The organism is Salinisphaera sp., from assembly GCF_035690525.1.
GTDB lineage: Bacteria > Pseudomonadota > Gammaproteobacteria > Nevskiales > Salinisphaeraceae > Salinisphaera.
Genome location: NZ_DASSKM010000155.1, coordinates 1 through 22,459 on the forward strand (window position 1 = coordinate 1; position 22,459 = coordinate 22,459).

The 22,459-nt window shown below is 62.2% G+C and carries 22 protein-coding genes and 1 pseudogene; 15 read left to right on the forward strand and 8 right to left on the reverse strand.

The window, feature by feature from the left end:
• From VFJ08_RS11740 to VFJ08_RS11755, 4 genes are all read right to left on the reverse strand, one after another.
• On the reverse strand, positions 1–957 hold a 957-nt coding region (locus VFJ08_RS11740), incomplete at its 3' end, for an FAD-binding oxidoreductase (RefSeq protein ID WP_324997400.1).
• Positions 954–2,381, reverse strand: coding sequence for a UbiA family prenyltransferase (locus tag VFJ08_RS11745; RefSeq protein ID WP_324997401.1), 1,428 nt, complete (start codon positions 2,379–2,381; stop codon positions 954–956). The genes VFJ08_RS11745 and VFJ08_RS11740, both read right to left, overlap by 4 nt.
• Positions 2,378–3,340: a lysylphosphatidylglycerol synthase transmembrane domain-containing protein gene (locus tag VFJ08_RS11750; protein ID WP_324997402.1), complete on the reverse strand. Its 963-nt coding sequence runs from the start codon at positions 3,338–3,340 to the stop codon at positions 2,378–2,380. The genes VFJ08_RS11745 and VFJ08_RS11750 overlap by 4 nt, the downstream gene beginning before the upstream one ends.
• Before the next feature lie 247 nt (positions 3,341–3,587).
• Positions 3,588–5,204: a long-chain fatty acid--CoA ligase gene (locus tag VFJ08_RS11755; RefSeq protein ID WP_324997403.1), complete on the reverse strand. Its 1,617-nt coding sequence runs from the start codon at positions 5,202–5,204 to the stop codon at positions 3,588–3,590.
• Between the two features lie 145 nt (positions 5,205–5,349).
• Between VFJ08_RS11755 and VFJ08_RS11760 the strand changes: the two genes are divergently transcribed.
• Both VFJ08_RS11760 and VFJ08_RS11765 read left to right on the forward strand, forming a co-directional pair.
• Positions 5,350–5,772, forward strand: a complete 423-nt coding sequence (locus tag VFJ08_RS11760) for a dehydratase (protein WP_324997404.1) — start codon at positions 5,350–5,352, stop codon at positions 5,770–5,772.
• Positions 5,769–6,209, forward strand: a complete 441-nt coding sequence (locus tag VFJ08_RS11765) for a MaoC/PaaZ C-terminal domain-containing protein (RefSeq protein ID WP_324997405.1) — start codon at positions 5,769–5,771, stop codon at positions 6,207–6,209. The genes VFJ08_RS11760 and VFJ08_RS11765 overlap by 4 nt, the downstream gene beginning before the upstream one ends.
• 222 nt (positions 6,210–6,431) lie before the next feature.
• On the opposite strand, the gene zapE is transcribed toward VFJ08_RS11765, so the two are convergent.
• The gene (zapE, locus tag VFJ08_RS11770) at positions 6,432–7,529 is read right to left on the reverse strand and encodes a cell division protein ZapE (protein ID WP_324997406.1); all 1,098 of its coding nucleotides are present in this window, start codon (positions 7,527–7,529) and stop codon (positions 6,432–6,434) included.
• An 82-nt stretch (positions 7,530–7,611) separates the two neighbouring features.
• Here zapE and xerD point away from each other — a divergent pair, with 82 nt between their 5' ends.
• On the forward strand, positions 7,612–8,523 hold the full coding sequence (xerD, locus tag VFJ08_RS11775) for a site-specific tyrosine recombinase XerD (protein WP_324997407.1): 912 nt from the start codon (positions 7,612–7,614) through the stop codon (positions 8,521–8,523).
• Between the two features lie 7 nt (positions 8,524–8,530).
• Positions 8,531–9,046, forward strand: a complete 516-nt coding sequence (locus tag VFJ08_RS11780; RefSeq protein ID WP_324997408.1) for a class IV adenylate cyclase — start codon at positions 8,531–8,533, stop codon at positions 9,044–9,046.
• A 20-nt stretch (positions 9,047–9,066) separates the two neighbouring features.
• On the opposite strand, the gene fdxA is transcribed toward VFJ08_RS11780, so the two are convergent.
• Complete coding sequence (fdxA, locus tag VFJ08_RS11785) at positions 9,067–9,390, reverse strand: ferredoxin FdxA (RefSeq protein ID WP_324997409.1); 324 nt, start codon at positions 9,388–9,390, stop codon at positions 9,067–9,069.
• 82 nt (positions 9,391–9,472) lie between these two features.
• Positions 9,473–10,051 carry an NUDIX hydrolase gene (locus VFJ08_RS11790; RefSeq protein ID WP_349257000.1) on the reverse strand — a complete coding sequence of 193 codons (579 nt, stop codon included), beginning with the start codon at positions 10,049–10,051 and terminating at the stop codon, positions 9,473–9,475.
• Between the two features lie 178 nt (positions 10,052–10,229).
• Here VFJ08_RS11790 and ppc point away from each other — a divergent pair, with 178 nt between their 5' ends.
• From ppc to VFJ08_RS11805, 3 genes are all read left to right on the forward strand, one after another.
• Entirely contained in the window at positions 10,230–13,028 is a 2,799-nt protein-coding gene (gene ppc / locus VFJ08_RS11795) for a phosphoenolpyruvate carboxylase (protein ID WP_324997411.1), read from the forward strand.
• Positions 13,029–13,063: 35 nt separating this feature from the next.
• Positions 13,064–13,543, forward strand: a complete 480-nt coding sequence (locus VFJ08_RS11800; RefSeq protein ID WP_324997412.1) for a hypothetical protein — start codon at positions 13,064–13,066, stop codon at positions 13,541–13,543.
• A gap of 85 nt (positions 13,544–13,628) precedes the next feature.
• Positions 13,629–14,009, forward strand: a complete 381-nt coding sequence (locus tag VFJ08_RS11805) for a hypothetical protein (protein WP_324997413.1) — start codon at positions 13,629–13,631, stop codon at positions 14,007–14,009.
• A gap of 109 nt (positions 14,010–14,118) precedes the next feature.
• Here VFJ08_RS11805 and VFJ08_RS11810 read toward each other — a convergent pair whose 3' ends face one another.
• A complete protein-coding gene (locus tag VFJ08_RS11810; protein ID WP_324997414.1) occupies positions 14,119–14,319 on the reverse strand; it encodes a SlyX family protein in 201 nt (66 codons plus the stop codon).
• A 426-nt stretch (positions 14,320–14,745) separates the two neighbouring features.
• Between VFJ08_RS11810 and VFJ08_RS11815 the strand changes: the two genes are divergently transcribed.
• The 8 genes and pseudogenes from VFJ08_RS11815 (at position 14,746) to VFJ08_RS11845 (ending at position 22,458) form a co-directional block, all read left to right on the forward strand.
• Positions 14,746–15,984 (forward strand): sugar ABC transporter substrate-binding protein, encoded by a 1,239-nt coding sequence (locus tag VFJ08_RS11815; protein ID WP_324997415.1) that lies wholly within the window; start codon positions 14,746–14,748, stop codon positions 15,982–15,984.
• An 86-nt stretch (positions 15,985–16,070) separates the two neighbouring features.
• Positions 16,071–17,348, forward strand: coding sequence for a histidinol dehydrogenase (gene hisD / locus VFJ08_RS11820; protein WP_324997416.1), 1,278 nt, complete (start codon positions 16,071–16,073; stop codon positions 17,346–17,348).
• A gap of 158 nt (positions 17,349–17,506) precedes the next feature.
• Positions 17,507–17,665 (forward strand): annotated as a pseudogene (locus VFJ08_RS15860) (LacI family DNA-binding transcriptional regulator); the annotation flags it as partial.
• 57 nt (positions 17,666–17,722) lie between these two features.
• On the forward strand, positions 17,723–18,553 hold the full coding sequence (locus VFJ08_RS11825) for a substrate-binding domain-containing protein (RefSeq protein WP_324997417.1): 831 nt from the start codon (positions 17,723–17,725) through the stop codon (positions 18,551–18,553).
• Positions 18,554–18,621: 68 nt separating this feature from the next.
• Positions 18,622–19,059 carry a hypothetical protein gene (locus VFJ08_RS11830; protein ID WP_324997418.1) on the forward strand — a complete coding sequence of 146 codons (438 nt, stop codon included), beginning with the start codon at positions 18,622–18,624 and terminating at the stop codon, positions 19,057–19,059.
• A gap of 41 nt (positions 19,060–19,100) precedes the next feature.
• Positions 19,101–19,991, forward strand: a complete 891-nt coding sequence (locus VFJ08_RS11835) for an N-acyl homoserine lactonase family protein (protein WP_324997419.1) — start codon at positions 19,101–19,103, stop codon at positions 19,989–19,991.
• Positions 19,992–20,065: 74 nt separating this feature from the next.
• The gene (locus tag VFJ08_RS11840; protein WP_324997420.1) at positions 20,066–20,827 is read left to right on the forward strand and encodes an SDR family oxidoreductase; all 762 of its coding nucleotides are present in this window, start codon (positions 20,066–20,068) and stop codon (positions 20,825–20,827) included.
• 104 nt (positions 20,828–20,931) lie between these two features.
• On the forward strand, positions 20,932–22,458 hold the full coding sequence (locus tag VFJ08_RS11845; protein WP_324997421.1) for a sugar ABC transporter ATP-binding protein: 1,527 nt from the start codon (positions 20,932–20,934) through the stop codon (positions 22,456–22,458).
• Position 22,459 lies beyond the last annotated feature (1 nt).

Sequence of the window (22,459 nt, forward strand, 5' to 3'; positions counted from 1 at the left end):
CACCACGCACTGGTACTGATAGAAACCGGCCGGGCCGTACGCCCGGTTCCAGTTGCGGATGCCGTCCAGCGGATAGAAATACGGCTGATAGTGCTGAGTGGAGCGAAAATGCCGGCGTCGCTTGCGATGAAAATACAGCCGGTTCAGCGGCCCGAGCGTGGTCGGGTTCATCAGCGAGAACGGCGGCGTGAACGCGAAGTTCGGCCCGGCTTTCGGCCCGGGGGCGTTGGGCTGGCCCATCGCCGGCCGATGGTTGGCGCGCATGAACCAGCCGCGGCCGAGTTTGTCGCCGGTGGCGCTGCAATCGACCCAGGCCACGGTGTACTCGTAGTCGGTTTCCGAGGCGGCCGAGAGATCGAAGAACGCGCGCAGGTTGTCGAAGCGATGCGTATCGACATCCATGAACGCGCCGGTCACGCGCTTGAGTTGCATACGCACGCGCGTGATCAGGCCGGTCAGGCCGAGGCCGCCCACGGTGGCGGCGAACAATTCGGTGTTCGTGCGCAGGCTACAGGTACGCGTGGTGCCGTCGCCGGCCATCAGATCGAAGTCGAGCACATGCCGCCCGAAAGTGCCGGCGACGTGGTGGTTCTTGCCGTGCACGTCGTTGGCGATCGCGCCGGCCACGGTCACGAACTGGGTCCCCGGGGTGACGGGCACGAACCAGCCTTGGGGCACGGCCAGCCGCAGGATGTCGGCCAGCAGCACGCCGGGCTCGCATTCGACGATCCCGGTGTGGGGGTCGAACGCCAGGAAATGGTCCAACCCGCGGACATCGATCAGCGTTGCGCCGTTGTTGAGCGCTACATCGCCGTAGCTGCGGCCGTTGCCGTAGCCGAGCACCGGTCGGGCATCGGGCGCCGGCAGCGGCGGGCGGCCGGCTGTCGGGCGCAGGACGCGCGCCGGCGTGCTGACGGGAATACGGCCCCAGGACGGATGGCTGTCGGTTCGCGTCATAGCGCGGCGGCCACCACGATCGCGGCGCCGACCGCGATACAAATCCGGCTGCCGGTGTCGCGCGCGGCGAACACGATCGGGTCGTCGGTCATCTCGCCGCGCATGGTCTTGAGCCAGATCCGGCTGATCCAGTAAAGCACGACCGGACACAGCAGCCAGATGAACACCGGGTGGCGATAGTTCTCGGTAATGTCCGGGCTGTTGATGTACAGCGCTAGCACCACGACGCTGGCATAGCCGGCGGCGGTGCCCAGGCTTTTCAGCGCATCGATATCGAAGGCGGCGTAACCGCGCCCGCCGCCGCTGGTTTGGCCGGACTGGACCAGCGTCAGCTCGGCGCAGCGCTTGGCCATGGCCAGGCTCAAAAACAGCGACATCGACAGCGCCAGCAGCCAGAACGACAACGGAATGCCGGTCGCGGCGCCGCCGGCGATCAGGCGCAGCGTATACAGGATGGCGAGGGTGAGCACATCGATCAGCGCGACCCGCTTCAGGCCCATGGAATAGGCGAGCGTGACGACGTAATACGTCGCGAGCACCGCGCCGAACAGCGGCGGCAGAAAGACCGCGATCACCGCCGCGATCAATAACAGGATCGGAATCGCGGCCACGCCGTGGGCCACCGGCAGGGTACCGCTGGCGAACGGGCGGTGGCGTTTGTTCGGGTGCCGCCGGTCGTCGGCCAGATCGACCAGATCGTTGAGCAGATACACGCTGGAAGCGAGCGCGCCGTAAGCGATGAACGCCAGCACGGCGGCGACCAGCGTGCGGCCGTCGAGTAAATCGTGGCTGGCCAGCAGCGGCACGAAGATGAGCACGTTCTTGGACCACTGATAAAGACGCATCGCCTTGATCCAGGTACGCGCGCCGCCGGGTTCGCGTTCGATGCGGCGAGCGACCCGCGTTTCGCTCGTGGCCCAGCGATCGGTGGATGCCGTGGCGCCGACCAGAATGGTCTCGCGGGCGGCGGCCCAGATCGCCCGGTCGTCGTCATGATCCGCGGCGTAGTCGAACGGCGCGTCGTCGAGCAGCTCGCGAACGGCGGCCAGTTTATCCTCGCCCGACAGATTGGTATGGGCATCGCTGGCCAGCACATCGTCGAACAGTTCGAGATGGTGGGCGACCTGATGCGCATAGCGATGATTGGCCGCCGTGGCCAGCACGATGCGCCGGCCGAGGCGTTTCTCCTGGGTAAGAAAATCCAGTAGCTCGCGGTTGTAGGGCAGGTGCGCCACGTCGAGTTCGGCGCGGGCGGCGATTTCGTCCTTGAGCCTCGCCTTGCCGCGTCTGAGCCAGCCCGGCAGGCGCAAGAGATTGTGCGGCCGCTCACGGGCCAGCACGAAGGCCGACTCGATCAGCAGATCGGTGTGCACCAGCGTGCCGTCGAGATCGACGACGAGCGCGACATCGCGGCCTTGCGTCATAGACTATCTTCCTGTCCGGGTTGTATTTGTTTTCGGCGATGACCCAGTTCCAGCCAGCCGAGGCAGAGCAGTCCGATGGCCACCGCGAACCACAGCGTCGCGATCCGGGCGATCAGGGTCACGCTGATCGCCATGCCGCCGGCCACGCCGGAAAGCTTGAGCAGCAGCGCCATGACCGCTTCCGTGCTGCCGAGCCCGCCGGGCACGAACGACAGCGCGCCGATCAGAATGCTGGTGGAATAGATGCCGATGGCCAGCGGCAGCGCCACCGCAAGGCCCAATTTGCCGGCAATCAGGTACACCGACACGCCCTCGGCGGTCCAGGCCAGACAGCCCAGCGCCAGGCCGCCGAGCAGCGGCTTCCAGGCCAGCAGCACGAACGCCCGCTCCCAGGCGTGCACGAATAGGCGCAACACGCGCGCCACGAGCGTTTGCGGGTTCTTGAGCCGCCGCTGGGCGGCCTTGAGCAGACTGCGTCGATGCATGGTCCAGAACATGGCCACGATCACCGCCAGCGGCACGAGCACCCAATAGATGTAGCCGGTGAACGAAGCGATCGCCAGCAGCGACAGCACGAGAATCGACAACAAATCGAGCAGCCGCTCGGCGAACAGGGCGGCGACGGTATGCGCATAGGGCACCCGGCGGCGCGCCAGATAGACCGCGCGTACGCCTTCGCCCGCCTTGCCGGGCGTGGTGGTGAGGGCAAAGCCCGAGAGATAGATCAGCACATGGTGACCGACCGGCAGATAGTGCCCCAGCCAACGCAGATAGCCGTGCCAGCGGGCGAATCGCAGCGCGTAATTGAACAGCGACAGGCTCAGGATGGCGATCCAGCCGAGCCAGTCGAGGCGGCGCATGGCCGCCCACGTATGCTGACCGTCGAACCCGGCGATCAGGGTGAAATAGACCAGCGCCGCGATCAGCAGCGAAACGAGAACCGTGGTCAGACGGGGCAAGGCATCACCCTCGTACGCAACATCGATACGCCCATCGATACGCTCTGGGTCGGGTTGGCAACTTCGCCGGGCGGGCCTGTGCGCGCCCGGCGGGCTCAGCGTAGCGTAATCGCAGCAGCGCCGCGCCCGGCGAAGTTTTTATCCGGGACAACTGTCGAAGCGCGTGTTCGCGACGATCACGATACCAGCGCTAGATTGAGCGCGAACGCCTGTCTAGCAGGTGAATAGCCCCGACGCGGGCCGATTTTCAGCCCGGCTTGGCGTGGCCGAGTTGAGCGCGCAGATCGCGCTTGCTGAACTTGCCGGTCGCGGTGCGCGGAATAGCCGCTACGACCACGATATCCTCCGGCACCATCCATTTCGGCATGCGTTCGAGCAGAAACGCGCGCAACGATCCGGGATCGAACTCGCCCCCGTCTCGCGGCACCACCGCTGCCAGCGGACGCTCGCCCCAGCGTTCGTCCGCCCGCGCGATCACCGCCGCCTCGGCCACGTCCGGATGGCCCATGATCTCGTTTTCCAGATGGACCGACGAGATCCATTCGCCGCCGGACTTGATCACGTCCTTGGTGCGATCGGTGATATCGATATAGCCGTCGCCATCCATGGTCGCGATATCGCCGGTACGCAGCCAGCCGTCGGCGGTGAAATTGTCGTCGCTGTTGTCCAGCCCGTAGTAGCCGCCCGCGATCCACGGCCCGCGGATCTGGAGTTCGCCCATCGATTCGCCGTCCCGGGAAGCGACTTGGCCGTCGGCGTCGACGATGCGGATATCCACCAACGGCACGCTCGTGCCCACGGTGGCGCGCTTCGCGTACTGGGTGTCGCTGTCCATCGCCCGGATCGCCGGCTTGAGCCGGCCGGTAGTGCCCATTGGCGAGGTCTCGGTCATGCCCCAGGCCTGAATCACGGTCAGCCCATGCGCGTCGAAGCGGCGCAGCATGGATTCCGGCGCCGCCGAGCCGCCCACGGTCATCCGCAGATCGGCGCGTAGAGCCCAGCGCTCGGGTTCGGCGTCGAGCGCGTTGAGAATGCCCATCCAGATGGTCGGCACGCCGGCCGAGACATTCACGTTCTCGGCCGCGTACAGATCGAGCAGGCTCTCGGCATCCAGATGCGGGCCGGGAAGGACCTGCTTCGCCCCGGTCATGGTCGCCATATAGGGCAGGCCCCAGGCGTTGACATGAAACATCGGCACCACCGGCAGCACGGTGTCGTTGTAGGACAGATTCAAGTTATCCGGCAGCGAGCCGGTCAGCGCGTGCAGCACGGTCGAGCGGTGGGAATAGGTCACGCCTTTCGGGCGGCCGGTGGTGCCCGAGGTGTAACACATGCCGCAAGCGTCGTATTCGCTCTTTTCGGGATAGACGAAATCGTCGCGCGCTTGGGCGAGCACACGCTCGTAATCGGCGAGATCGTCGGGGACCGGCTCGCCGGTTAGCGGCACGACAATCACCCGTTCGACATCGATCGCGTCGGCGAACCGGCGGTAGAGCGGCAGCAGGACGTCGTCGACGATCAACACCCGATCGCCGGCGTGGTTGATGATCCAGGCGATATCCTCGGGCGCCAACCGGATGTTGACCATATGGCAGACGCCGCCCATGGCCGGAATACCGAAATATGCCTCCAGATGCGCATAGTGGTTCCACGACAGCGTGGCCACGCGATCGCCGGGCGCGATACCCAAATCCACGAGCGCGGCCGCCAGGCGCTTGGCGCGCGCAACCATGTCGGCGTAGGTGTGGCGATGCAGGGTCTTGTCCGGGCGCCGGCTGACGATCCCGATCTCGCCGAACTCGGTCGCGGCGCGCTCCATGAACGTATCGAGCAGCAGCGGACGGTCCATCATCGTCGATAACACGGGCGCTCCCGGGGATCTCCCGGGCCTGGAGACAAATGGCTGCGCCAGACTGTATCGCGCCGTCGCCGTCCGTCTACACGGCTTTCGGCGCATGCCGGCGCCGGACGTGGCATGCTTCGGATTACGCGAATCCGACGAGAGGGCCATGCGCTATTGGGAGGACATGGCGGCGGGCGAAACGCATCGCTACGGTCGCCACGAACTGAGCGCGGACGAGATCGCGGACTTCGGCGCCCGTTTCGCGGTACCCGCGGTCGCCGGCGCCGAACCCGGGGCCGCGCCCGGCCATTTGCTGTGCTGTATCGCCATGCGGTTGCTGGTCGATCATGCGCTGTCCGGCATGGCGTCGCTCGGCTCGCCCGGCGTCGATCATATCGACTGGCCGGTTCCGGCCTACGCCGGCGATGTGCTTTACCTGTCGACCGAGATGTTGTCGCTGCGGCCGCTCGAGAGCCGGCCGGAGATGGGGCTCGTCAAACAGCGCGTGACGCTTTCGAACCAGCACGGCGAAGCGGTCGCGCGGCTCGCGACCAACGCGTTCGTGGCCCGTCGCGGAGTGTCGGCGTGATCGGGTTCGACGATCTCGCGCCCGGCATGACCGCCACGCTCGGCCCGACCGGGGCGACGCGCGACGAGGTGGTGGCGTTCGCGCGCGCCTACGATCCGCAGCCGTTCCATTTGAGCGACGAGGCCGCGAGCCGAACCTATTTCAAGCGCCTGTCGGCCTCGGGCTGGCATACTGTGGCGATGACGCTGGCGCTGGTGACGGCCAATCCCGACTGGCCGCTGGCGGCACGCGGCTGCGAGGCGATACGCGATCTGCGCTGGCGCGCGCCGGTCTACCCGGACGACCGGCTTTGGGCGGACATCGCCGTCGCGGACTGCGACGCGCCCGACGGCGGCGAAACCGGGCGCGTGACGCTCGCGCTTACACTGCGCAACCAGGACGATGTTGTGGTCGCCGAACTCACGATCGTGCTCATCGTGGCCCGGCGTATCGGCTGAGTGGCCTGTGTCGGCAGGTCTTAGAGGGTATAGAAAAAAATAATAATCGTGACATCAATAAACGCACGAATTTGCGTAGGTCGGATTAGGCGTTAGCCGTAATCCGACAGGATACGACTGCGAATCTCCCGTTTGGCGTCGGATTACGCGCTGCGCGCTAATCCGACCTACACGTAAAATATTGTTTTACATTTTTCTATTTTTTCTTTTTTCTACAAACTTTTAGCCGCGATGCGGGGCGCCGATATACTCGGCCGTGCGCATCTCGTGCAGCCGGCTGGCGGTGCGTTCGAACTCGAAGGCGAGCGCCGTGCCGGGATACAGTTCGTCCGGGCCGGCCTCGGCGGTGACGAACACGTTCACCCGGCGGTCGTAGAATTCGTCGATGGCGTTGATGAAGCGCCGCGCGGCGTTATCGTCGGCATCGCCGAATACAGGCACGCCCGAAATCATGATCACGCTGAATTCGCGGGCCAGTTCGATATAGTCGTTGGCCGAGCGCGGTGTGCGGCACAGGCTGTCGAAATCGAACCAGGCGACGGCGTCGGCGCGGCGACGGGTGGGCAGCTTGCGGCCGAGAACCTTCACATTGCCGGCCTCGCGCACCGGACCAGTCGCCAGGCGATCGAAACAACGCGCCAGCACGGCGTCGGCGTCGTCGCCGGGCGGCATCTGGTAGACCGATGATTCTTGCACATGGTCAAGACGAAAATCGGTGCCGTCGGCCAGATGCATGACGCGACAGTTGGCTTTGAGCCGCTCAATCGCCGGCAAAAAACGCTCGCGCTTGAGCCCGTCCTTGTATAGATCGTCCGGGTCAACATTGGAGGTCGCGACCAGCGTGACGCGGCGGACGAACAGTTCCTCGGTCAACCGCGAGAGGATCATGGCGTCGGCGATGTCGGAAACGAAGAATTCGTCAAAGCACAGCACGCGGTCGGCGGCCCAGTCGGCGGCGATCTTTTTCAGCGGGTCGCTCTGGTTGACGTAGCGCTTGCGCGCGTCGTGCACCTTAGCCATGAAGCGATGGAAATGCAGACGGGTCTTGTCCTCGAACGGCAGCGCCTCGAAGAAACGGTCCATCAGATAGGTCTTGCCGCGGCCGACGCCGCCCCAGAGATACAGCCCTTCAACTTGTGAACGTTCCTTTTTTCGCCCGAACAGGCCGTGGCTGACGGTCGGGTTGTCCAGCAGGCGCTCGTAGACCGACTGCAGAGCGTCCACGGCTTTTTCCTGGGCCGGATCGTGGATGAACTCGGGGTGCTGCAGATCGGCGTCGTAGCGCTCGCGCGGACTCGGTGCGCGTACGGTATCGTCCATGAGAGCAAAGCGGTTGGCGTGGCAAGTAGCGGCGCGACCCGGCGGGCTGGCGCCGTTCGAGCATGGATTATACGCTGGCCGGATGGCTGCCATCGATGCCGTGGACGCGGCGACCGCCGAAGTGATCGAACGTTTTCTCGACGGGCTTTGGGCCGAGCGCGGGCTGGCCGAGGCCACGCTCGCGGCCTACCGCAACGATCTGGCCGCGTTCGGCCGTTGGCAGGCGGAGCGCGACGGGCTGCTTGCGGCCGGACCCGACGATATTCAAGACTATCTCGCGCTACGCAACACACACAACTCCAGCTCGCGCAGCGCGGCGCGGCTGTTGTCGAGTCTGCGCCAGTTCTACCGCTACCAGAAGCGCGCGGGCGCGATCGAGAGCGATCCGACCGCGCTGATCGAGATGCCGGTCCAGGGCCGGCGATTGCCGAAAACATTGACCGAGGCCGACGTCGAGGCGTTGATCCGCGCGCCGGACACCGGCACCGATCTCGGTCTGCGCGATCGCGCTATGCTGGAACTGATGTACGCTGCGGGCCTGCGCGTTTCCGAACTGGTTTCGGCGACCCGCGCCCAGGTCAATACGCGCCAGGGTGTGATTCGGGTGACCGGCAAGGGCGGGCGTGAGCGGCTGGTGCCGCTGGGCGAGGCCGCGGTGGACTGGCTCGAGCGCTACCTGACGGGTGCGCGCGCCGCGTTGCTCGGCGCGGGCGTATCCGACATTTTGTTCGTCACCGCCCGCCGGTCCGGCATGACGCGCCAGAACGTCTGGCATCGTATCCGTGCACACGCCGCGACCGCCGGCATCGCAGCACCCGTCTCGCCGCACGGGCTGCGGCATGCGTTCGCCACCCATCTGCTCAATCACGGCGCCGATCTGCGCGCGGTGCAGATGCTGCTCGGCCACGCCGATCTGTCGACCACGCAGATCTATACGCACGTGGCCCGGGCGCGGTTGAAGGCGCTGCACGCCGATCATCACCCGCGCGGGTGAAAGCGATATGGCGAGGAACGTCGAGATCAAGGCCGTGTGCCGGGATCGTGCCGCGCTCCGGTTGCGTATCGAGACGCTGGCCGGCACGCCGGTGGTTGAGCTTCGACAGGACGACAGTTTCTTCGTCTGCGCGACCGGTCGGCTCAAGCTGCGCGATTTCGGCAACGGGCGGGCCGAGCTGATTGCCTATGAGCGCCCCGATACGCCCGAGCCGAGTCTGTCGTCGTATACGCGCAGCGAAACCGACGATCCGGCCGGGATACGCGCGACGCTGAGCCGGGCGCTGGGATGCTGGACGCGTGTGATCAAGACACGGCAACTCTACATGGTCGAGCGCACGCGCATCCATCTCGATCAGGTCGAAGGTCTCGGCGATTTCGTGGAGCTCGAAGTCGTGCTAGACGCGCACGAACAGCCGGCCGATGGCCGGCGCGAAGCCGAGCGACTGATGGCCGAACTCGGTATCGACGCACGTGATCTATGCGTAAGCGCCTACGCGGACATGCTCGCCGATAACGATTGAGCGCATCGCCGCCTGGTGAATCAACGCTCGAGCAGCTCACGCTTGTTCGGCTTGTCGGCCCATTCATCGGCGTCGTCCGGCGGCTCTTTGACTTCGGCGATTACCGGCCATTCGGCGGCGAGTTCCGCGTTCAATTGCAGGAATTCGGCCTGATCCTCGGGCAGGTCGTCCTCGGAGACGATCGCCTCGACCGGGCATTCGGGCTCGCAGAGCGTGCAGTCGATGCACTCCTCGGGATCGATGGCCAGAAAGTTCGGGCCTTCGTGGAAGCAGTCCACCGGGCAGACTTCCACGCAGTCGGTGTATTTGCATTTGATGCAGTTTTCGATGACAACGAAGGTCATGGTCAGCCTCGCCGCTTGAACGGTCGAAAGTCGGATACGGAAAGCCGCCAAGTTTATCATCTGACGGCTTCGCGGCGCGCTTTCAGCCGACGTCTCGTGGCCGGCGGTCGAGCGCCATGGCATGCCAGTCCGCGGCGGCCAGGGACTCGACGTGTACGCCGAAATGCCCGCCCGCGCGATCGGCGAAGTAGCGCTCTAGGGTGCGATGAATGCTGGGGAAGGCCAGCTGCGGCCACGCGATCTCGTCTTCGGCGAAAAAACGCACGTCGTTGCTTTCCTGGCCGGGCGCGTAGTGGTCGCCGACCATTTCCGCGATGAAGAACATGTGAATCTGGCCGATGTGGGTGACATCGATCAGATTGAACAGGCGCGGCGCGCGCACCTGCACGCCCGCTTCCTCGAGCGTTTCGCGGGCCGCGCCCCCGGCGCTGGTCTCGCCGAGTTCCAAAAAGCCGGCCGGCAGGGTCCAGAAATGCCGGCGCGGCTCGATCTCCCGGCGGCACATCAGCATACGGCCGTCGCGTTCGACCAGGGTGCCCACCACGTTGCGCGGATTGTCGTAGAAGATTTCCCCGGTCGCGCTGCAGATGTTGCGCTTGCGGTCGTCGCCCTCGGGAACACGAAACTCGATCGGCGCGCCGCAGTTCGGGCAAAAATTCATGGGCTCGGGCATGGCGGGCATCGCGTTCAGGCCGTGGTCGGACAGCGCCGGTTCGCACCGACCTGCCCATGCTACATGACTGCCCGACGCCGGGCGGTGAGGGTGGTGCGCTGCGGCCTATGTCGCGAACGCTGCTATGCTCGGGCTACAAATACATGAAACCGGATTAGCCAGACGCATGAATCCCGCGATCAACGAAAAGCATCCCGCGGCCGGTGAGGCCGATCTCGCCGAGGCCGATCGCGAGCTGCGCGCGCAGGTAAGGCGCGCTGGCGCGCTGCTCGGCGACGTGTTGCAGTCGCAGGCGCGCGCGGAAGTCTTCGATACGGTCGAAACCCTGCGGCGCGGCTTTATTTCGCTGCGCGAGGCCGACGACGACGAGCAGCGCGCCGAACTGATGGCGGTGATCGACGGCTTGTCGGCCGAAACCATGACCGAGGTCACGCGGGCGTTCGCGATCTATTTCAATCTGGCCAATCTGCTCGAGGAACTCCATGCCCATCGCACGCGGCGACGGTTGGCCGCCGAGGGCAAGCCGGATTGGCTCGGCTCGTTCGATCGCACGTTCGCCGACATGGCGGCCGAGGGCGTGACGCTCGACGAGGCGCTGGCGCGCCTGTCGGAGCTGTCGTTCGTGCCGGTGTTCACCGCGCACCCGACCGAGGCCAAACCGCGCGCGGTGCTGGATGGGTTGCGCCGAATCTTCGAATGGTTCCACGAACTGGCTTTCGGTAACCCGGATGCGCAGCAGGAAGCCGAGATCGAGGCGCATATCCGCCAGAATATCCAGGTGCTCTGGAAGACCGAGGAACTGCGCGGTTCGCGCCCGACGGTCGCGGACGAGATTCGTAACGGGCTGTATTACTTCCGGGCTTCGTTGTTTTCGAGCGTGCCCCAGATCTACAACGAACTCGAAAAGGCGATCAAGACCCACTACGGGCAGACCGTGGACGTGCCGCCGGTGCTCACCTTCGGCACTTGGATCGGGGGCGATCGCGACGGCAATCCGTATGTGACCGCCCGCGAAACCCGGTATGCGCTGCGTCTGCAGTCGCGCGAGATCCTGTCGGAATATCTGCGCCGGATCGACGAACTCTCCAGCCGGCTGTCCTTTTCGGCGCGCTGGTGCCGCCCCAGTCAGAGATTTCTCGCCGGTCTGGAAGACGATGAGCAGCGGATCGCCGCCCATTCCGGTATGCGGCCCGAGCGTTACGCGGCCGAGCCTTACCGGCGCAAGCTCTATCTCATGCGCCGCCGGATATCGGCGATGATCGATCAAATCCAGACCGAGCTGCGCCTGCGCGCCGAGCGTAGCGAGCGTCCGCCGTTGGCCTATACGTCGGCCGATGAACTGGTCGACGATATCCGCGTCATGCGTGAATCGCTGATCGGCCACGGCGACGAGGCCATCGCCAACGATCGTATCAAGGGCTGGCAGCACCTGGTCGAAACGTTCGGTTTCCATCTCGCGCGCTTGGATCTGCGCGAGGAATCCACCCGTCATACCGTGTGTGTGCACGAGATCATGGCGGCGCTGAAGATCGAGTCCGACTACGCGTCATTGGACGAAGCCGGGCGCATCGACGTGCTCGATCGCGAACTGGCCCGGGACGACACGCCGCCGCTCGGCCGCATGGATCTGTCCTCCGACGTCGAGGACACGCTGGAAAGCCTGGCCGTGGTGCGCGAATTCACGCGGACTTTGGGTAACGCGGCCTTCGGCAGCTACGTGATCTCGATGACGCACAGCGCGTCCGACGTGCTGGCTCTGGTCTGGCTGATGCGCCTGACCGGCGTCTACGAGCCGGACGCCGAGGGCACGCCGCCACTGGCCATCGCGCCGCTGTTCGAGACCGTGGCCGATCTCGAGCACATCGAGCCGGTACTGGACAAGCTGCTGGCCAATACACACTACCGCGCCTTCGTCGAGGCCGGCGTCGAGGGCAAGACGCTGCGTCAGGAAGTCATGCTCGGCTATTCCGACTCGTGCAAGGACGGCGGCATCATCACTTCGCGCTGGCAGCTCTATCGGGCGCAGCAACAGGCGGTCGCCCTGTGCGAGCGCCACGGCGTGGACTGCGTGCTGTTCCACGGCCGCGGGGGCACGGTGGGCCGCGGCGGCGGGCCGACTCATCAGGCGATTCTGTCGCAGCCGCCGGGCACCGTGCGCTCGAAGATCAAGTTCACAGAGCAGGGCGAGATGATCTTCGCCAAATACAGCAACCCGGAGACGGCCGTGCATGAGCTGACGCTGGGCGTGACCGGCACGCTCAAGGCCAGCGGCACGCAGGCCTCGGACGCCGACTACTCGGAGGTCGCCAACCAACTGTCGAAGGCCGGCGAGACCTTCTATCGCGACCTGACCGAGAATACCGAGGGCTTTTTCGATTATTTCCAGGCCGCCACGCCGACCGCGGAAATCGGCGCGCTGAACATCGGCTCGCGCCCGGGTTCGCGTCCGTCCAAGGCCAAGCTCGACAAATCGTCCATCCGGGCGATTCCTTGGGGGTTCGCGTGGGCGCAGGCGCGGCATACGCTGCCCGGCTGGCTCGGCTTGGGCACGGCGTTGACCGAGGCCGGCGTCGGAAGCGATACACAGCAACGGCTGTACCAGGAATGGCCGTATTTCCGTACCATCATCGACAACGTGCAGATGTCGCTGTCCAAGGCCGACATGCCGATCGCGTCGGAGTATGCCGAGTTGGCTAGCGGTCAGGCCCATATTTTCGACGCCATTCGCGCCGAATACGAGCGCACCGTGGCCGGCATTGTTTCGATTACCGGCGAAGCCCAGCTATTGGATGACGATCCGGTGCTGCAAACCTCGCTGGATCGCCGCCGGCCTTATCTGGACCCGCTCAATCATATTCAGATTGCGGCGCTTACGCGCTATCGGGAAGCCGGCGACCGGATCTGGCTCGACCCGGTGCTGCGCTCGATCAACGCCATCGCCGCCGGCATGCGCAACACGGGCTGATCGTGCGCTTACATGGGCGAATACGCATCGTGCTTATGGCCATAGCCGGTCTGATCCTGCGGGGCGCGGCCTCGGCCGCGCCCGCACGGGCCGCCGATGCCGCCGGCGGCCGGCCGCTTTATCTCGACATCGTGGGCACGCAGGCCAGCCAGGCCGTGCTCCCCGACGATCTCATCGCGGCGATGGCGCGCGAAGTGCTGTCGCAATCCGGCCGGGCCGTGATCGGCGTGGGGGATGGCAACCCGCCGTCCGGCGTGCGGGTGCTGCGAATCATGGTGTTGGTCAGTGAATCGCAGGATGCCACCGGCACCGTGATCGCGGCCGCCGCGACCACCAGTCTGCTGCATACGCCGGCCGGCGGCTCCGGCGATACGGCCACGCGTTCGCTTTACCAAGGGATGCAGCAGGAAATGGCGACCGGCCCGGACGAGAACAGCGTGCAGGACGCGCTGCGCGGCCTGTTCAAGACCGAACTACAAAAACGTATCCGCGCGGCGCTTTCGGCTCTGCGCTGAGCGGCGATGTCGGGCACCCCACGTTCGATGTATCGGCGGACGCTGTTATCCTTTGCCGCATCAATTCCAGCGACAGGACAAAGCAATGGCCGATACCAACATGCCCGAGATCAAGATCGATGCCGATAATATGTATCGGGAGGAATCGTATTCCGATCTCAAGGTGGGTAGCATCCGCAAGCTGATTCCCGTGACCGCCGCGGGCGAAGACGACGATTCGCGCGCGGTGCGTTATGAAGGCTCGGCCAGCCTGATGACGCCGGCCGGCAGCCTGCCGCTGTCCTTCGAACTCGAGGCCGATGATCTCGCCGGCGCGATCGAGAATTTCCCGGAAGCGGTCAACGCCGCGGCCGAAAGTGCGATCGACGAACTCAGGGAAATGCAGCGCCAGCAGAGCCAGAAAATCCAGATGCCGGGCCAGGGTGGTTTTGGCGGTGGTCAGGGCGGCGGCCGCATCCAGTTCTGACCCTATAGTTTTAACCCGGCCGGCCCCGCAGGCGGCGCCGGCCGATCCTATCCACTCCACAATCGACGATATGCCGGCCGCACCCCGGCCGGGGTCGGCCGGCGTGTCGTCAGTAATGCGGGGGTTGTTCGTCCAAGGCCGGGTCGGGCCCGCCTTCGGCCAGGCGCTGCACGCGCTCCTCGAGCTGACGACAGCGTTCGGAAAGGCGCTCGATCTCGCGCGATTGCGCGAACATCTGCCGGCTGAGTTGCTCGATCGCATCGTCCTGATAGGCGATGCGCATTTCCAGTTCTTCTTGTTGTCCGCTCATGACATAGTCTCCAGCACGGTAGCCCGTTCAAGCGCGCAGAGGCAATGGCGATCGGCGAGCAGCCGACCGTCGATAATCTATAGCTAGCCATTGGTGCTCGGAAAAGCCGGCGGCCGCGAGAATATGTTGAGGCTACGCCTAAGCCTAGGATAAACCGTTCTCGTGAAATGTTCGATCGCTTATTGCCGATCGCATCCAAAACATTTGTCATTTTTGAAGATGCTCACAGAGTTTTGCCTGGCCGGAATGTTTTGGTCGTCGCGGTTCGACTGACGGCTAATCTATGCCGCGGGATCGACACGATGTGAATCCTGCCCCGAGTGCGACTAAAGGCTAACTCGTAATCTGAGATTGCTGCGCTAGAGTAAATGAAAACAAATGTAATCGGTTACATTTGTTACAAACGTAAATGACGAGGAGGAGATGATGTTCATAAAAAATAAGTCGGTTGCGCTGATGCTGGTGGCGGTCTTCTTGCTGGCCATAATGGTCAGCGGTACAGCGTCCGCCAAGAAATATAAGATCTATTTAAGTCTGAGTTACAGCGGTAACGTCTGGCAGGCGGCTGCTGCGAATGATATCAAGGCGTTGGCGAATACCCCGCCGTACGATAAGTTGGTCGATCTCCGAGAGATCATTTCTGGCACGAGCCCACAGGCGCAAATCTCGGACTACCAGAGCATGATCGCCAATGGTGCAGACGCCATCATCAGTTTTCCGGTCTCGCCCACGGCGCTCAATCGCGTGATCGAGCGTGGCTGCCATCAAGGCGTCAAGTTTTTCATGTACGACGCCACAGTGACTGCGTCGTGTGCTTATAACGTGAGTTACATCACGTCGGGATTTGGCGAGAATACTGCGCAGTATCTGGTTAACCTCTTGGGCGGCAAGGGTAACGTGATGATCAATCGCGGTGTGCCCGGCAACACCGTGGATACCCGCCATTACAACGGCATGATGTCCGTTTTCAAGAAATACCCGGGCATTCACATCGTCGATACGTATTACGGCTATTGGAGCGATGCCAAGAGCCGCAAGGCGACGGCCCAGGCGCTGGCCGCTCATCCCAATGTCGACGCGATCGCTTCGCAGCTCGGTGAGTACGGCGTGTTCAAAGCGGCCCTGGCCGCCGACCCGAACCATCTGCCCGTGATCACCGGCGAGGATACGAACGGTATTCGGCTGGCGTTCGCCACACCGAAGTACCAAAAGGCCGGGCTCAAGGGCGTTTCCTCCGGCTCCCCGCCGGCGACCGCTGGGTATGCCTTTAAGCTGTTGATGGAGGTGTTGCAAGGCAAGATGAAGCTGAAGCACCACGATATTCAATTTCCGCTGCCGTGGGTACCGTCGGACCAAGTGAAGCTGTGTCCGGGCAAAGAGCAGAAGGGCGGGTGCAATACCTACAAGTCCGGCGTCGTGCCGCCGACCTGGACGGATGCGGCGACCGGGTATCCGGCGCTGCTGCCGGAGCTTAATCTGGAAGCCGCGCGGACTGGTAAGCCGGTCGAGGGACGCACAATTCAGCCTTTGCCGCCCATCGGTAAGCATGGCGTGGTATACGCCCCGGAAGAAGTCGGCATTAACTGCGAGTCGAGCGAGAAGGGCTGTTCAGAGCCTAAATACGAGGTGACGAAAGTCAAACCAATTCCGGTGCCCTCGGATTAGTCGCTTCCAGCTGCGGCGCCCGCCAACCAAGCCGGCGGGCGCCGGGCTAGGTCGGATTGCAAGGGGCTTAGCGAACAGGAGTATTTATGAAACAAATCGTCAAAGCTGGTTTTGATGTCGAAGAAGCCGGCAAAGCTGATAAAAAAATACGCGATACGGTCGCGGGGCTGCTTGAGGATATTGAAACCCGCGGCGATGCGGCGGTCCGCGACTTGTCGATCAAGTTCGACAACTGGAGCCCCGAGCAGTTCAAGCTGACCAATGAGCAGGTTCAGGCCTGCATCGACAGCTTGCCGGATCAGGTCATAAACGACATCAAATTCGCACAAGGTCAAATCCGACGATTTGCCGAGAAGCAGCGCGAGTGCCTTAAAGATCTCGATGTTGAGACCGAGCCGGGTGTTTATCTCGGCCATCGCAATATTCCGGTGGACAATGTCGGGTGTTACGTGCCGGGCGGCCGATACCCGATGGTTGCCTCAGCTCACATGAGTATTTTGACCGCGAAAGTGGCTGGCGTTCGACGAGTTATTGCGTGCACGCCGCCGATGAACGGTGAACCGCAACCGGCGACGATCGCGGCAATGGCGTTCGCCGGTGCTGATGAAATTTATCTGCTGGGCGGTGTTCAGGCGATGGCCGCTATGGCGCTCGGCACCGAATATATCGACCGCGTTGATATGCTGGTTGGCCCCGGCAACGCTTTTGTCGCGGAGGCCAAACGACAATTGTTCGGCCGGGTGGGTATCGACCTGCTCGCGGGGCCGACTGAAATACTCGTCATCGCCGACGATTCCGCCGAGGCCGCGATGGTCGCGACGGATCTGCTGGGCCAGGCCGAGCATGGCCCTACTTCGCCGGCCATGCTGCTGACGACGTCAAAGCGTTTGACCGAGGAGGTGCCGGCCGAAATCAAGCGTCAACTCGAGCATCTGGTAACCGCCGAAGTCGCCGGTAAGGCGTGGGCGGATTACGGCCAAATCATCCTGGTCGACAGCCGCGAAGAGTTATTGAAAGAAGCCGATGAAATTGCATCGGAGCATGTCGAGGTGCTCACTGAGGATCCGGAATATTTCAAGGAGAACATGACTAATTACGGGTCGCTGTTTCTCGGGCCGGAAACCAATGTCGCCTATGGCGACAAAGTTATCGGTACGAACCACACGCTGCCAACTAAGAAAGCCTCCAAATACACTGGAGGGCTATGGGTCGGCAAGTTCATCAAGACGGTGACTTACCAGCAATGTACGCCGGAAGCCAGTGTGAAGATCGGTTCTTATTGCTCGCGTCTCTGCGAAATCGAGAACTTCGCGGGGCACAAGGCTCAAGCCGATTATCGCGTGCGGAAATACGGCGGTAGCTGAGAGCGGTGCGGTGCGCGATTCAGCCCAAATCGATCGATCGGGCCAGGGGATACTGACAGCAGTGGGCCGCAAGCGGTGATGCACTTCCTGACAGAAGATACGATGCCTCTTTTGGCATCTAAGGGACGGCTCGATAAGCCATGCGTGATTTTAAGAACATGAGCAACCGGAAACGGCCCGAAAAGCGCGCCACGGTACGTGACGTTGCAGTTCGAGCCGGCGTCTCGGTGGCGACCGTTTCGCGGGCTTTGAAATCGCGGAATTCGGTTGCCGAAGAGACTTATCGACGGGTCTGGACGGTTGCGGAAGAGCTCGGTTACCAGACCAATGTCTTCGCGCGGAATCTGTCGCAAAACAGCAGCGATATCGTCGCGGTGGTGGTCGGCGATATCACCAATCCGTTCTATCCGGAGGTCATCGATAAATTAACTAAGCGTCTGTCGCTGCAAAAGCTCAACGTGATGCTGGTGAACGTGCTCGAAGGCGCGCGCGCCGAGGATGCGCTCGCGCCCTTGTTCCAGTATCGAGTCAAGGCCGCGATTTTCGTAGCGCTTTCGCTGACCTCGCGCGCATGCGATCTGTGTCGTCGCAACGATGTGCCAATCATACTTTTCAACCGGTACATCGACGATCCGCGGGTGCTGAAAATTGTTTGCGATAACGTCAATGCTGGCCGGCTGATCGCCAAAACACTGAGTGATGCCGGTCATCGGAAACTCGTTTATATCGCCGGTAGCACGGATACATCGACCAACCGGGATCGAAAAGTCGGCTTTACTGAGATGTTGCTGGAGCGGGGCGACTGTGAATGTGTGCTCGAGAATGCCGGCGCTTATAGCTACGAAGCCGGACATCAGGCGGGTCTGCGTCTCGTGCGTGAAAATCGTTCAATGGACGCGATTTTTTGTGCGAACGACATTGTCGCGATGGGCGTAATGGACGCTCTGCGCTACGGAGGCGGGGTTCGGATTCCCGAGGACGTCTCGGTGGTCGGTTTCGACGATATCGCGGCGGCCCGTTGGCCGGCTTACGACCTCACGACCGTACGGCAGCCTGTGGACCGGATGATCGAGATGATGGCGGCGAAGCTCGAAAGCTATTCGCGGTCGAGGTGTCTGATCGAGAACGACAACCTGATGCGAGTGCCCGGCCAGTTCATTGCCCGTTCTTCGGCCAAATTGAGCCAGGTACAGACTAAAGACTAGAGCAACGATAAACGAGCGCGCCCATACCAGCCAGGTTTTATGGGCGGGCGATTGGAGGAGATTGAGTTATGGACCCGGTGCTCGACGAAAAAGACATAAGTTATGGCAGAGCGATGCATCCCTGGTACGAAGAGATCAAAAGCGTATTCGTTCAGGTCGGCGGCTTTCTGATTCTGCGCTCGGCCTCGACGAAGATACAGCTGGAAATGTCGGATCGGATGAGCGACGTACGCCGCACGCTCGATATGGCCCGGTCGCAGCTCAAACAACTCGTGCCGCCGAAGAAATATCGAAACAGTCATGCCCAGCTAGCGGCTTCGGCGGACGGGCTTGACCAGGTTCTCAAGGAAGTCCTGGCTATGAACCGCTCTACTGCGCGTTCAACGCACAGGGCTGAGCGAGTTCTAAGCCAGGCGTACGAGGCGTTCAAACAGGGCAGCGTGTGTGAAATCGGCTTGCATACGGTCGATCTGAATTGTTCTTGTTGTGCGCTATCGGTTCCTTAAGCAGAACACTAAACAATAAAGATTCTAGGAGGAGAGCAAAAATGTCGGATTATTCAATCTGGATCTGCGAATACGCCTACGTGTCGAATTATCACAAGAGTGGCATTGTTTACGGCGCACACAACCAAGGCTATCAGAAGCTGCCGTATTGCTATGCGTTGATCAAGGGCAACAATCACATCGCGATGGTGGACGTGGGCTATAACCACAAGGCTTATGGCGAAACTCTAGCCGATCGCTTCGGCGTGGAGAACTGGCACTCGCCGCGCGATGTTTTGGCTAAATGCGGTGTTCGGCCGGAAGACGTCGACACCGTCTTTGTGACGCACTGTCATTTCGACCACTTCGGCAACGTCGATGATTTTCCCAACGCCACTTTTTATGTGCAGGAACGGGAAGTGGCCAAGTGGGTATGGGTGATGTCCCTGCCGGAGCGGATGCGATGGATGATGACCGCCATGGATCCCGACGATATTGTGAAAGCGGTCAATCTCGCCAAGGACGGCCGTCTTGTCACCGTCGATGGCGCGATGGAAGATGTGTTGCCGAATATCGATCTGCACCCGGCCTTCGATACTCATACGTTTGGTTCGATGTACGTCAACGTGCGCAACGATGCGCAGCCCGCCTCGGACGACAGCTGGGTACTCGCGGGGGATTTAATCTACTCCTACGAGAACATCGAGGGCGACGGCAGCGCCGTGAGTCTCGATAAGATTTACGTGCCCGTGGGGCTGGCCACCGGTAGTCAGACCAATCTGGTGCTGGTAACCGAAGAGATGATGAAACGGGTTGCCTACGACAAACGGCGAATCATTCCGGTACACGAAGAACGGCTCAAGGATGAGTTCCCGTCCCATATTGGCGAGGACGGATTGCGTGTGACTGAAATATGCCTCGCCGACGGCGAATCGAGCCGAGTGAGCGCTTAGCGCTTCAGTCTTTGCGGCGGGCCATCGGCCACACAGCCGACATCGTTGTCGCATCACCGGAGATGGGAGCCATCGTGTCCAATGCAACATCATCACCGTTCGCCCTCGACGGCTTGACGGCGATCGTTACAGGTGCGTCTAAGGGCATCGGTCGGGCGACCGCACTGCGATTGGCTCGGGCTGGCGCCGATGTGGGTCTTATAGCCCGCTCCGAGACGAATCTGCGCGAAGTCGCGTCATTGATTGAAGATGCCGGGCAACAGGCGTTCGTTGCGCCCTGCGATATTCGAGATATCAAAGCGTTGAGAGACTGCTTTGAGCATTTGCCGGTCCCTGACGTATTTATCAACAACGCTGGCCGCAACCAGCCACAGCATTTCCTCCAGGTTGATAGGGAGGCATTTGACGCGATGCTCGAGCTCAATGTCCGGAGTGCCTTCTTTGCCGCGCAAAGTGCAGCACGGCGGATGCGTGCAGCCGACAAGACCGGCGTTATCGTCAATCTTTCCTCCCAGGCAGGCCATACCGCACTGATCAAGCGCAGCGTCTACTGTGCGACCAAGCACGCGATGGAGGGCATGACCAAGAGCATGGCGCTCGAACTGGCGCCGGCTATTCGGGTGGTTTCGGTAGCACCGACGTTCGTCAAAACCGAAATGACGCAATCCTTTCTGGAAACCGACGAATACGATCAGTACATGAAGGCTCATCTGCTGACGCGGCAGCTCGCCACCGTCGATGACGTTGCGAACGCGGTGCTTTATGCCGCCTCGCCCGCGGCAAACATGATGACGGGGACTTCGTTGGTGCTGGACGGCGGATGGACCGCCCATTGAGACGCAGAGAGACCGGCCGACCGCTTGGCTACACCGTAAACCGGGCGAGCCGAGCCGCAGCAGTTCGCCCGGTGAATGGGGAGTATGAGATTGAGGATGTATCTGTGAGCACATTGCTAGAGATCGATTCGATCGCCAAGCGTTTCGGTGCGACACAGGCGCTGGACGGCGTGAGCTTTTCTGTAGAGAAGGGCGAGATTCGCGCGCTTCTCGGGGAAAACGGTGCCGGTAAATCCACCTGTGTAAAAGTTCTCAACGGCATCGAGACGCCAGACTCCGGTTCGATCCGTTTTGATGGCGAGGCTTATACCCCCGGTCGGTTATCGGACGCACACATCCGCGGCGTGTCCACCGCATTTCAGGAATTGAGCTTGATGCCGGATTTGAGCGTGGCGGTGAATTTGTGCATGCCATTGCTACCTAGAAACCGTCTCGGTCTTGTCAGTTTCGGCGAGATCGAGAAACAGGCGCGCCGAATGCTGGAGCGCTACGACGCAACCGACATAGATCCAAGGGCAAAGGTCGCGTCGCTGGCGATCGCAGACAAGCAGCGCTTGGAAATCGCCCGCGCGTTTGCGCGCAATCCGCGCCTGCTCATTCTCGATGAACCGACCGCGACGCTGACGGATGTCTCTTGGCTATATCGTCATATTCGCCGCTTGATCGAAGACGGCGGATCGGTACTTTTCATCACCCACCGGTTGAAAGAGGTCCGCGAACTATGCCGGCGCGCAACGGTATTTCGTAACGGCCGTGTCGTGGATACGGTTGAACTGGATGCGACTCCGGATAGTGAGCTGTTTCGCCTGATGATCGGACGGACCGTCAGCGAATCCGGTAAAACGCGCCGTTCGCTAGGAGATGAGACGGTACGAACCCGGGAAAAGCCGGCGATTCAGGTTACGGGGTTGCAGCGTGGCGGGTTCGGCCCTGTAGATCTTACGGTACAGGCGGGCGAGATTGTTGGTGTGGCGGGTTTAGAGGGCCAGGGTCAGCGTTCGTTGTTTATGGCCTTGGCCGGGACCGAGGCGATGACGAGCAAGTCGTTTCAGGTGTCCGGGCGCAACGTTTCCAATACCTCGTCCGCCAAACGGCGCCGTAAACTCGGAATCGCCTTCGTGCCCGAGGAGCGCAAGGACGAAGGACTATTCCCGAATATGGAGACACAGGCCAATGTGTCCATTTCCAACGTCGGCCTGCTGTCTCGTTTCGGGATGCTTTTTAAATCGGTCGAAATGGATGCGATTCGCGATGTGACCCGGGCCGTGGCTCTGGAAAACAGATATTTCGATATCTCTATCGAAAATCTATCGGGTGGCAACCAACAGAAAGCGCTGATCGCGCGGGCACTGTTCTCGAACGCGCATTGCCTGCTGTTGTTCGACCCCACCCGCGGCGTAGATGTCGGAACGAAAGAGGCGATCTACGAATCGATGCGCGCGCAGGCCGCCAACGGCATCGGCACACTTTTCTATTCGACCGAGCTCTCGGAACTGGTATCGCTGTGCGACCGGTGTCTGGTGATCTACGACAACAGGTGTGTGGGCGAGTGTGTGGGCGACGAGATCACTGAGGAACGGCTGATCGAGTTGATGCACGGCGCCGGTGGCCGGACGGAACACGGGAGCTGAA